Raw genomic sequence first — 12553 nt, forward strand, 5'->3', positions numbered from 1 at the left:
TATGATCAGTAAAAAAAAGCACCGAATTGGGTGCTTTTTTTTGGGTAGCTTATTTTGGCTTGTCATCAGACTGGGCAAATTTTATCCGGCTGTGTAGTTTTTGTGGGGCGTTGTGTTATTGGCAAAATTCGCCAACGGTTTGATACAGTTGTTTGCATTGCTCAGGGCACAGATTTTCCATATTCAAAAACGCGTGCGGCATATCTGCAAAATGGACGAGTTGGGATGGCGCGCCTGCGGCTTGTAACACGTCATGATAGCCGATATCTTCATCACGCAGCGGACAATAACCAGCCGTTAGGTGCAGTGTCTTTGGGGCTTGATACGGCGAATGATGCAGTAGGGTAGCCACATCGGTCCAAAACGGTGAGCTCAGCTCACGGTCATCATATGCTGAAAAATAATTGTCAAAATACCAGCGGATTTTGCTGGATTCCAGTAAATAACCCGTGCTATTTTCCTTAATCGAGGGCTGTGACATGGTGTAGTCTAGACTGGCATAAATCAAAATTTGATGGGTGATAGCTAAGTCTGTGCTCACACGGTTGGCAAGCCAATCTTGCACCAAGGTGGCAGTAATTGCCCCGCCACCACTATCACCTGCTATGATAAGCTTGCCGTTACAGGCATAACCGACTTGCTGTAGGGTCGCTGTTAAATAGGTTAAAATCGCGTGGGCGTCATCAATCGCCGCAGGGTAGCGGTTTTCTGGCGCAAGGCGATATTCGGGCGCTACCACCACACAGCCTGTCGCTTCAGCCAATTTTTTATAGAGTTTATCATACACAGTGACACTGCCTGTCATGCCACCACCACCATGAAAATACACCATTACCGGCACGTCAGCCGCTGCTTGTTCATTTGGCAGGGGGCAGTTGCTCGGTACAAATAGCCTAAGTGATACGTTATAACCACGAAAATTGCTTGGCGTCACCAGCACCGTATCGATGATTTTTGCCATGTTGGGTGCGTCAGTGACAAATGCGGTTGTCAAATTGGCTAACGCCTCACGTGCGTTGATGGCATTGGGCGTAACCCCTTGCGCTAACAGATACGGAACAATCACTTGATGCAGCTGTGTCAAATACGCTTGCATGGCAGCGGGCATTGGCTGTTTTAAATTCTCCGGCATAATTCAATCCTATTGATTTTAAGGTTAACTTCCACAATGTGCTAAATATTACTGCAGTTTTGTCATGGCTGGATAGTCATGTTTTGAAAAATACTGATGTTTTGACAAATAGTCATCTTTTAAAAATATTACACTCTAGGACGCCAAATTTGGCATTGAAGGCCTTTAAATACCTTTAATTAACGTGAAGGGCTTGCAAAGTACGGCTTAGGGTTAAACTTCTTTTAACAATAAATACCGCGCTTTAGTGCTAGTATAGGCATTTTTATGACAGGCAATACTTTGTAAAAAGGTCACCTATGACTTCTCAACCACAACATGCCACTGGGCATTTAGATTCTTCCAATCATTTCACTGACACCGATACTAATACTCACACACTAACATCCATTAACTTAACTAGCCGCAATCCACCCCATAGCCAACCGCAAAATCAACCGCCTTCTCAACAACCGCCCTCTCAACAACCGAATGCCAAACCACCGACAATGCCACCCTCATTGATAGTCAAAATCATGATTGGCATGATTGGCGCGTTTGCATTTTTGCAGGTTTATTCGATTCAAGCGATTTTGCCGATTATGATGCAAGCGTTCTCAGCGACCGAAACGCAAGTGGGCATGACAGTTGGGGCGACGGTGATTGCCATTGCCATGATGTCACCGTTTATGGGGATGTTGTCTGATGCCGTGGGTCGTAAAAATATCATTGTGGCATCCATTGCCTTTATGGCAATACCCACGATGATGATTGGGCTGTCTGACTCACTCTCTAGCATCGTTATTTGGCGATTTATGCAAGGGTTGGCGGTACCTGGCATTACAGTGGTGACGATTGCCTATGTCGGGGAAGAGTACGCCGGCAAAGAGATGGCAAAAATGATGTCCTATTATGTCTCAGGTACAGTATTTGGGGGATTTTTAGGGCGCTTTATCTTGGGGCATTTAGAAGAGCTTATCGGCTGGGAAAAAGGCTTTTTGTTCATGGGCGTGTTAACGGTGTTAGGCGCTGGCTTGGTGGCTTGGTTATTACCGCGCTCACGTCATTTTCATGCCAACCCAAATTTTACATCGGCGCTGCACATGCTAAGTAAACATCTGCGCAACCGTTATGTGGTGACCGCAGGACTGCTTGGCGCATGCGTGTTGTTTTCATTAGTGGGCTGTTTTACCTATGTTAATTTGCACTTGGCAGACGCACCCTACAATCTATCAAGTGCAGGGCTTGCTAACATTTTTGCGGTGTATTTGATTGGTGTGGTGGTCACACCGATTGCGAGTAGTTTAATTGCCAAATACGGCGCTGCCCGTATGGTGCGCGTGGCCGTGATGATTTCGATGATGGGCGTGCTGATGACACTGGCTGCGCCTATTTCTTTGGTTATTGTGGCGCTTGCGGTAATGTCAACTGGGGTATTTATTACCCAATCGGCGACCATTACTTATATCGCGGTGAATGTCAAAGAAGGGCGGTCACTGGCATCAGGTTTATATTATATGGCGTACTACATCGGTGGTAGTATCGGTGCGTGGGCGTGTGGTCTGGCATATGCACAAGGCAAATGGCTATATACAGTCTATACGCTGCTGGCTGTACAAGTCATCGCCTTACTGATTGCGTTTTTTGGATTAATTAAAATCCCAATCAAAAGATAATCATTCATCACAAAAATAAACCCCAATCAATGGGGCTTATTTTTTTTAACGGTTATTAAGTGAAAGCATTAAAGCAGTCACATATTAAAATTAGGGTACAAAGCGATCATGGTTGGGATGTTCACCAAATTCTTTACGATATTTGGCTGAAATTTCATCCCAAATAGGCGCATTTTGTACGCCATTGGCGCGCGCATCATAGATTGGATCTTTGCCTTGTTTGACCTGTGCTTCATAATCACGCAGTGCGGCAAACGCAGGTTTTTGCAAGAATAAGATACCAATGATGTTTAGCCATGCCATCAAACCAACGCCCAAGTCGCCTAGTGCCCACGCCAAGTCGGCGGTTTTTAAGCAGCTATAAATTACCACGAATAAAATCACTACTTTGAGTAAAGGGATGGCCCAATTTAGCTTCACGCTACGAGTGAGATAACGGATATTGGTTTCTGCAATATAGTAGTACGCCATGATGGTGGTGAAGGCAAAGAAGAATAAAGCAATCGCTACAAACACTGAGCCAAAGCCTGGCATGATGTTTTCCATCGCAGTTTGCACATAACCTGGACCTGCCGAAACGCCTTTAACACCTTGATACAAGAAGGCTTCTTTATTGGCTGGGTCTTGTACGTTATACATACCGGTAATGATTAGCATGAAACCTGTCGCCGAACAAACAAATAGCGTATCGACATATACTGAAAACGCCTGTACTAACCCTTGTTTGGCTGGGTGTGACACATCAGCGGCTGCCGATGGGTGAGGACCTGTACCTTGACCGGCTTCATTTGAGTAAACGCCACGTTTCACCCCCCATTGAACGGCAAGACCCAACACAGCACCAAATGTAGAATCCATACCAAACGCAGAGCGGAAAATCAACGCTAGCACATCAGGTAATTGACCGATATGCATGATGATAATAACAATCGCCACGATGATGTAAGCAAGTGCCATAAAAGGTACAATCAACTCAGCCGAGGAGGCAATACGCTTGACGCCACCAAAGATAATAAAGCCAAGTAGTGCCGCAATTACCGCGGCTGAAATGCTAGGTTCGATACCTAGGGAATTTTTCATTGCTTCAGCAATCGAATTGGCCTGTACGCCTGGTAACAATAAACCACAAGCCGCGATTGCCGATATCGCAAATAACACCGCGTACCATTTTTGACCCAGCGCTTTTTCAAAATAATAGGCTGGACCACCGATAAAAAAGCCTTTATCATCACGCTCTTTATAAATCTGCGCAAGCGTTGACTCAACGAATGCGGTACTGGCGCCCAAGAAGGCTACCATCCACATCCAAAACAATGCACCAGGACCACCAAAAGTAATCGCCGTTGCCACACCGGCAATATTGCCTGTACCCACACGACCTGCGAGTGACATAGCGAGTGCTTGAAATGAAGACACCCCCTGATCGCTGCTTTTGCCGTCCATCAGCAATCGAATCATGCGACCAAAATGACGCAATTGCAAGAAACGACTACGAATCGAAAAATATAAACCAACCAACAAACATAAATAGATTAATGCGGGACTCCATACCCAATCATTAATCGCATTGACAAAATCTTGCATAACGTTATCTCCCACTACCGTAGAAAGCTAAAACCCCATAGGATTTTTCGCTATTTGCCAACTGTTTAATTTATAGAAACGCTACTCTACCACCCAATAAAAGTTTCTATAAACTTGCTGAATTATTACAGTTTTCTTATCTTATAAGAAAAAATTGGTTTTGCAAATGGTAATGATAAAAATTGGCGATAAATAATGCGAGAAAAAGTGATTGACTAACCTGTTTTTACCCCAAACATTTCACCGATAAGGTTAGTAGTAACCAACGCGATAACGCCCCAAATGACCACCCGCACAATGGCAGGGAAAATTTTGGCACCGCCCAAATACGCCGATAACCAGCCCAAAAATGCTAATCCTATCAAGGTCACTGTGCCCAAACCGCCGACCAAATATTGTTTTGGTAACAGCCAAATACACAGCACCGGTAGCAGCGCCCCTGTGATGAAAGATAAAGCCGATGCCACGGCTGCCTGTAGGGGATTGGCGGACGCGGTATCGGTAAGTCCAATTTCATCGCGTGCATGCGCTTCTAGGGCATTGTGAGCAGTGAGTGCTACCGCAACATCATATGCCATAACAGGCGTTAAGCCGCGCTGAACATAAATATGCGTCAGTTCTTTTAGCTCGCGGTCTGAATTGTGCTCAATTTCATAGGCTTCTTTTGCCAAGTCGGCTTTTTCGGTGTCCGCTTGCGAAGAGACGGAGACATATTCGCCCGCTGCCATACTAATTGCGCCAGCAATCAGCGAGGCTACCCCGGTCAACAGCAAGGTATGACTGTCCACTTGCGCTGCCGCCACCCCCATCAATAGACTGGCGGTGGAAATCAAACCATCGTTGGCGCCGAGCACGGTCGCGCGAAGCCAGTTGTTGCGATTACTAAAATGCGGTTCATGATGTGCTGGATACACGGTATTGCCCTCAAAAACAAAAAATTGACATAGATTAAAATATTAAAAAGTAAAAATAACAAAATTAGCTTAATAAATTCTTATGATGGGCTTAACAAATAATACGCTTAACAAGGCTAGATAATTTTCAGCCAAATTTTTTATCATGCTTGTAGGTTGATAAGTCAGCGTCTTAGTTGGCGTGATAGTTGCCAAGCTGCCTCATCGCGCAGCGCATGCGACTGTTTGGCAGACACAGTGGCTTGCCGGCCTGTGTTGAGCGATGACCATTCGGGCTTACCCCGCGCTTTTTTGAGCAAACTTGGCAATCTATCAACTGACCAAGGCGCGAGCGATTGGTTCGCCATGATGCTATCAGTCGCCGCATGACCACGATGGCGTAGCGCAGTCAGCAAATCCATCGCTCGAGTCGCCAGTAAGGTCAGGGTAGCAGGGTCTATGTGTAGCCGTTTGACACCGCTGATTTTGTCGGCAATCGTGCTGGTGTTTGACAGTAAGCCACCTGCCAAACCACCGAGCGCCGTACCTAGCCCCAGTGATGTGCCAAGGGTGGCGACATCAATACCCAGTCCAATCAACGCGCCTGCCGCTGCACCCCCTGTGGTACGAATCCCATAACTGGCTAGTACCTCTTTATCAAACGGATCGCGGCGATATTCAGTCAGCTCAAGCGGTGTGGTGGTGACGGTATTGTCATAAAATTTATAAAGGTTTAGCAGTTCATCTTGCATACTGCGTTCAGCTTGGCGTACTTTTTCTTGCATTTTTTGTAAGGTAGGCAGCGGGTCATCCTCCTCGTGAATGGTTTCAACAAAGGCGGCAACGTTTAATAAAAAATGCGCAATGATAATATTGGCATCATCGTACAAATCATCCCAATCGGCTTTACGACGCTCGATCAGCTGTTTGATAATTTCAGGTTGTATCAGCATGGTTTCTAAGTTTTGCCACAGTTTGATTTCATCATCAAATTCAAACGCCACTGAGTCAAACCGCGTAGATACATGTAAGTTGCGGCGCGCGAGCATCTGCTGCCATTCATTGATATTGCTATCTTGACCCTTGGTAAAGTTAAATACGGGCATGACGGGGATGGCTGACCATGACAGCACCGTCAACTCATCTTTATATTTGCCGAGCACAGGCTCACGCGCATCAATCACATAGACCGCCATGTCACTGGCAATCAGCTGACGAATGACCTTGGCTTCTTGGCTAAACTCATCTTGCGCAGGCACACTTGCCAAAAATTGCTGTAACCGCTCCACACCGTCACGGCGGGCAGCGGTGTTGTCTTCTAACCAATCAAGTAGCCCTGACGCATCTTCTAGACCGGGCGTGTCATACAGTGCCACCAAGCCTTGCCCCGTTTGGCTGTCATTGATCATGGCTTTTTCCACATGGCGGGTAGTGGCAGGCGCATTTTTGACTTCGCCAAAGTACATATCACGCAATAGGGTGCGTAGTAGCGAAGTTTTACCGGTATTGGTATGCCCCACCACCGCCAATTTTAACGCTTCATTTTCGCCAATGCTGATTTTGCGGCTGCGATAGGGGTTTTGTTCAGCTTGGGCTAATGGATGGTTAGGCGATTGCGTAGCAATGTCACCGCTTGGGTGGGTCGCGCTTTCAGCCACCGCCACTGGCAAGGTGGTATTTGCTGGCAAATAATCTTTGGTTAAATCAATTGTCAATTTTTCTTGGGTGGTTATGTCTTTGTTATCCATTATTTGTTAACCTTTATATATTCAGCGCGAGCTATTTTTGGCAAGTTCTTTTGGCAAATTCTAGGGCATGGGTGACATGATTGAAAGCAGTTTGGGTCAGTGGATGTGCCAGCCAATCATCAAAACTATGGGCAACATCGTCGGTGTTTTCGCTACTATCTTCTGCCAGTTGGTCGTAATAATCCAAATAGCCTTCCGCAGTTAAAATCACCCAACCATCACTTACTTCGGATTTTTCTTCCATGGCTGTTAAAGATAGATAAAACCCCAGCATATCAAGCATCAGCAAAATCGCATCACTGGTGCTGTGTGGATAGCTATCGCCAGTAAACATGATGTCATCGAGCGCATTTAGCGCCTGTTCGATGCTAGCGGTTTGCCAAGTTTGCCTGTTTATGATGTCAAACAGGGCTTGATAGTGGAGTTTTTCACTGTCGAGTTCATTGTCAAGCCAGTCGGCTGGTAAATTTTGCACAAATTGACGCAGTAGATTTTGCACAAAAGCGCTTTGCGCTGCAAGCGTAAGCTGTGCAGCAGTTTGGGCAATGCTATTAATCACATCGGCATAGCTGATTGTGGCATTCATGGTTAATTTTCTCTTACTAGGGCAATCTGGCGTTCTGCCAGCGCGGTTTCCCATTGTAGTTGACGGGCTTTGATGGTTTCAATTTCGCTCGGACTCGGCAGGTAGCCTTGATTGGCATCGAGCAGTTGTACAATCATACCGCCTTTTGCCGCGCTTGCGATATTATCGAGTTTTCGCAGGGTGCCACGGTCGGGGAGTGCGAGATTGGAGATACCGACGAGCACTTGAACAGGGTTGATTTGAAGGTAGGCAATCAGTTTTTCCAAGTCATCACGATCATCGATACGACCAAAGTTTTGCGCAGCCATGCCGACGGTTTTGGCATACCATTGCGGGTTGGCTTGCGGGTACTCGAGTAACACGGCAAGTTTATTGGCTAGGCTGATTTGGGCAGTGGGCGCGATAGGTTTTTGCTCAGCAGGGCTGTCATCGGGGTCAATCACTTTGCGCTGCCAAAAATCGATAATTTTTTGATAGTACGGCTGTTTGATATCAAGTTTCATACGACTTGAGCGCACCATCACCAGACAACATAGCCATGCGAGCAAACGTGGCACGATACCGTACATCAGTAGGCTACCGATTAATAACATCGCCCAGCGAAACGAAATCATCTGTGGCGTGGTTTCAGGATTCATCTGCGCGGTGATAATATCTTGTGCCGTTGGGGTAGGAAAGCCTACCCAATGCGGGAGCCAAGACATCAGCTTGACCACTTCTACCACGTTGCTGTCTTGTAGTAGGGTTGATTCCCACACAAAATTATAATTTTTGACCAATAACAATAGAATTAATGACACCAACATTCCCGATAGGCTGGCTAACCAAAACTGGTGGCTGATACGACTGACGTACCATTTGGTGCCAGCGTGATTAAGCTGGTCTTGATACAGTTCAACCGCCGTTTGGGTGACAATATCTTTGCCACGCACTAGGGTTGCCGGGGTAAAAAAAGTACCAAAAAAACTGGGTTTATTGCGCGGTGAGAACAGCATCCAACCGAGCCAAACCAGCAAGATAATGGTATTAAACCCTAATAAACTGGCTAGCACATAAAAAAAGTTCACCACCTGCGCTTGCATCAACCCAAATAACGCGACAAAGCCCAAAATAAACCACAGCACAGTCAATCCCCAAATCATGCCATTGACGCGGGTGTCAATGGTGTTGAGTAGATGCGCAAGTTTGCCATCATTATCAATGCGTGTGGCACGGCGGCGCAATTTGCTCAGCGGTTCGCCCGACTCATGTTGCAGTTTTTCCGTGATAAGGATCGGGTCAGCGGCAAAAATATGCTGTTTTTCTTCCAGCCTGCGCACCAGTTCGGTCAGTTGGTCTTGAGATGTGTACATGTTAATTTTCCAACCCTTTCATCCCAATAAAATACCGACTAAACTGATAAGCCACGCGCCCAGAGCGTCCGCCGCGTTCACTGGCAAAGCGTAAGGCAGCTGCTTTTGCTGCCTCATCAAAGGGCAAACTTGCTTGCGTCAAATAATGCGCACAAATATCTAAATACACAGGTTGGGTCATCGGATGAAATGATAGCCACAGCCCAAAGCGGTCAGACAACGACACGGTTTCATCAATCGTCTCATACGGATTGACTTCATCGGTTTGCCCATTATAAATGCTCACATTGTCTTTCATCAGTTGCGGTAATAGATGACGGCGGTTACTGGTCGCATAGACCAGTATCTTGTCTTGCTCGCTGTCTAGCGCGCCATCGAGCACGCTTTTGAGCGTGCGATAATTCTCATCTTGCCCATTGAACGCTAAGTCATCACAGTACACCACATAATGACAGCCATGATTGGGCTGGGTTGTATGAAGGTCTCGTACCGCTTGGCGAATCGGCTCTAACATCACCAAATCATCTCGTGACACTTCGATAATACGAAGACCATCCGCTTTATATTGATTGAGCAATGCCCGAATGAGCGACGATTTTCCTGCGCCACGTGTGCCTGTCATGAGTACATGATTGGCAGGTAAGCCTGCTAAATACTGGCGCGTGTTTTGAACCAGTTTATTTTTTTGCCCATCAATGCCAAGCAAATCATCCAATGTCAATCGCAAATCCACGGTTAAAGGCAGCAGTTCACCGCTGCCCGTGCGGCTATTGGATTGCCAGCGGTAGGCAAGCACGCTTGGGTCAAGTTGTATGGGCTTGGGCAGCTGCGCCTGTAAAAATTGGGTGAGTAAGTGTTCTAAATTAGCGGGTAAACTAAGATTAGCGGGTAGAGTGAGTTGCGACATACAAGGGTTCTTCTGAGTGGTTTTTAAGTGACTAGTTTTAAGTGATTAGTTTTTAAATGAGTAGTTTTTAAGCGTTTTTGCGGTATTTAATCCGTATGATAGCAAAACTCCGTTAGATTACCCATTATCTTTGTAAACACGGCAGCGTAACACTGGCTATTTATTTACAAAAAAAATCAATTCAGTTATAAAGATAGGCTCTATAATAAAATTTGTTAAGGAAGATCAATGAATGCGCAACAAGCCATCACCTTTTGTATCAAGCCTCTCACTTTTGCCATCGTCATGCTGGGGATTCATGGCTGTGCCACACAGCCTAGCGCGAGTCAACCGCTGTCTCAACGTGTGTTGCAAGCCAACCAAAATTTGCTCAGTCGCCAAAGCTATGCTTATGACTATCGAGTCAATGTGGTGCGCCCGCCCTTACGTAGCGCACAAGCGTTAGCTGCAAGCCCTAATCGTTTGAAACTTATCGGGCAGCTGAGCAAAGCACAGCACCTTGATGCTCGCCAACAAGCCTTGGTCACAGAGGGGGTCAATCACCAAACCCGTGAACAAAGCGAAGTGGGGCAAGTGATGGATATTTTAACCAAGCGCTTTGAGTTTGCCTCCACAGGTGTGGTAGATCTTCGCCGAGGGCAAATGTCAATCGTACCAGAATTTCGCTACGTGCAGAACAATGCAGGGGCGTTTATTAAAGTGCCGCTTGCGGCTGATTTTGCGCGCTCCAAAGTATATGCTGACTTGTCGGGACTCTCTGAGTTTGCCACCGACCCGCAATATGATGGACGGTACATTGAGTATGACTATAGCAAACTGCTAAAAGATAAAAAGATAGATAAAAGAGCCTTATTCAAGGTATTTGAACAGATGTCACTGCTAAATGCCACCCTTGCCAAAGAAAGCGACTATCAGTCATTGGCTTTGACTACTGAAGATAAAGCCAAAGGTGTGAGCCAGCGCATTGGCTACCGCATTGGCTACAATCAAATGCTAGCGGAGTATTTGTTGTTCTTCCACGTCAATAAGCGCTACCTAAAATCATTCATCAATCCAGCCGATTTTGTCAAAGATGATGAGCTAAAGCAGCTTGGCAGCCTTGCCGTTAGCCCACGGTATCTGATGAAAAAAGCCTTTGACAGCCATGAGTTGGCAAGCGTTGAGGAAAAAGCGTATGAATCTGCCATGCGCCTGTATGAAGCTATTGATAAAATGCGCGCGCAATCAGATGACAGCGCTGCTGACCCAGCCAGTGCCGATGCTGCAGAGGCAATGGACAGTTTAGAGACTCAAACAGCCACCGACGAGTCAACCACTGATGAGCCAACCACAGACGAATCAATCAGTGAAGAATTGGGTCAAACTGCAAAAGCCTTAGCAGCCTTTGACAAATACCAATCAGACAAATTGGTCAGTGCTGCCGCACTGGCAAAAATCATCGACACCAATCCGCAAGCCTTTAAAGCGCTGCAAGCTGAGATAAGCAAAGAGGCAGATAGCAGCTTTATCTCAATGGATGACGACATCCGTATCAGCTATGGACTCAACCGCCAAAATCAACTACTCAATATGGTGGCAATGAGTGATTTGCCATCATTTGAAAAAACCACGCCGACAACCGATCAGCCCAAGACCCAAATGCGCACAGTGGTTAACTTTTATGATTATGGCAAAGCCCGCGTCAATCCTGATATCTTCAACAAGGCAATCACTTGGCACCAAGCATCAAAAGATAACAATCTATGGGCGGCGACAAAACAATCCAAAACCTTTGACAGTGATAAAAATTTAGAAGCCTTGTCCTATAGCTTGCTCAAACAAAACAAAGGGTTTGTCGAGACCTTTGTCACCCTTTATACCTACCAGTTTGTGTTGCAAAAAGATGAAGCAAGCCTCAATGAAATAGATATGGCGGCGCTAAACGCCGCTGCAACCAAACTTGCAAAAATACAGGCCGATAATTATGCGGTCATGAATACTGATAGCCGTCAGCAAAAGGCGGTTACAGACGTTGATGCGTATGTCGATGAGGAACTTGCTGAACATATCGCAGGGATTGTTGATAAAACCTATCGCAATCAACAATACTTGCAACAGATTGCTAGACTTAAAGCGCAAGGCAAATCTGACGCCCAGATATTTAGCCAGTTGTATCAAACTATCAGTGACAAACCCAGCGATGTGGAAAGCGCAGATGCAGTGGCGGCGGAAGCTGCAGTAGACGTTGTTGAGGAAAGCGAAGAACAACAAGCTTGTTCGCTATTGTTGGACACAGATAAACTTGATAAAACATCACGCACCCGCCTTGCTAAAATCTGTGAAAAAATCGACACAGCCACCGCCCAGGAACAGGCAGCGAGCCAGCAATCTAGCTACGCTGATACTGCACCCGTCCGCATGACGGCTGCCGATATTGCCAAGCAAAAGCAGGCGCGCGATAAGTTTAATCAATTACTCGGCGAAATCGCTATCGAAGACATGCAGACCCAAGCCAAGCATATCAGCCTATCTGATGAAGATGATGAGTTAATTGAAAAACTCAAACCTCATTTTGAGGCGAGCTATGATTTTAATTATGATGCCTACAAAGCTGCCTATCAGTTGTTACTTTTGAGCCAATAAGCGGACAAACGAAGCATCAACTGCTGATGACCCATATAAAACAGATAAAAAAAGCGGAATAACTGATGTATCCC

Annotated in this window: 9 protein-coding genes; 2 read left to right on the forward strand and 7 right to left on the reverse strand. The window is 46.1% G+C overall.

The genetic code is table 11. The features are described from left to right. Positions 1-115: 115 nt before the first annotated feature. Positions 116-1132 carry an alpha/beta hydrolase gene (locus ACAM37_RS03725; protein ID WP_369626605.1) on the reverse strand — a complete coding sequence of 339 codons (1017 nt, stop codon included), beginning with the start codon at positions 1130-1132 and terminating at the stop codon, positions 116-118. Positions 1133-1620: 488 nt separating this feature from the next. Here ACAM37_RS03725 and ACAM37_RS03730 point away from each other — a divergent pair, with 488 nt between their 5' ends. Further along, the gene (locus tag ACAM37_RS03730) at positions 1621-2787 is read left to right on the forward strand and encodes an MFS transporter (RefSeq protein ID WP_369626827.1); all 1167 of its coding nucleotides are present in this window, start codon (positions 1621-1623) and stop codon (positions 2785-2787) included. Positions 2788-2877: 90 nt separating this feature from the next. Here the strand turns inward: ACAM37_RS03730 and ACAM37_RS03735 are convergent, their stop codons facing one another. The 6 genes from ACAM37_RS03735 to ACAM37_RS03760 form a co-directional block, all read right to left on the reverse strand. Further along, positions 2878-4371 carry an alanine/glycine:cation symporter family protein gene (locus tag ACAM37_RS03735; protein WP_369626606.1) on the reverse strand — a complete coding sequence of 498 codons (1494 nt, stop codon included), beginning with the start codon at positions 4369-4371 and terminating at the stop codon, positions 2878-2880. 215 nt (positions 4372-4586) lie between these two features. Next, positions 4587-5285 carry a VIT1/CCC1 transporter family protein gene (locus tag ACAM37_RS03740; protein WP_369626607.1) on the reverse strand — a complete coding sequence of 233 codons (699 nt, stop codon included), beginning with the start codon at positions 5283-5285 and terminating at the stop codon, positions 4587-4589. A gap of 164 nt (positions 5286-5449) precedes the next feature. Further along, positions 5450-7012, reverse strand: coding sequence for a DUF3482 domain-containing protein (locus ACAM37_RS03745; RefSeq protein WP_369626608.1), 1563 nt, complete (start codon positions 7010-7012; stop codon positions 5450-5452). Positions 7013-7043: 31 nt separating this feature from the next. Further along, complete coding sequence (locus tag ACAM37_RS03750; protein ID WP_369626609.1) at positions 7044-7598, reverse strand: hypothetical protein; 555 nt, start codon at positions 7596-7598, stop codon at positions 7044-7046. Between the two features lie 2 nt (positions 7599-7600). Then, positions 7601-8950: a DUF2868 domain-containing protein gene (locus ACAM37_RS03755; RefSeq protein WP_007115700.1), complete on the reverse strand. Its 1350-nt coding sequence runs from the start codon at positions 8948-8950 to the stop codon at positions 7601-7603. 1 nt (position 8951) lies between these two features. Continuing rightward, positions 8952-9857, reverse strand: a complete 906-nt coding sequence (locus ACAM37_RS03760; protein WP_138018023.1) for an ATP-binding protein — start codon at positions 9855-9857, stop codon at positions 8952-8954. Between the two features lie 228 nt (positions 9858-10085). Between ACAM37_RS03760 and ACAM37_RS03765 the strand changes: the two genes are divergently transcribed. Further along, the gene (locus ACAM37_RS03765; RefSeq protein WP_369626610.1) at positions 10086-12479 is read left to right on the forward strand and encodes a hypothetical protein; all 2394 of its coding nucleotides are present in this window, start codon (positions 10086-10088) and stop codon (positions 12477-12479) included. Positions 12480-12553 lie beyond the last annotated feature (74 nt).

The organism is Moraxella sp. K23, assembly GCF_041154765.1.
Lineage (GTDB): Bacteria > Pseudomonadota > Gammaproteobacteria > Pseudomonadales > Moraxellaceae > Faucicola > Faucicola tetraodonis.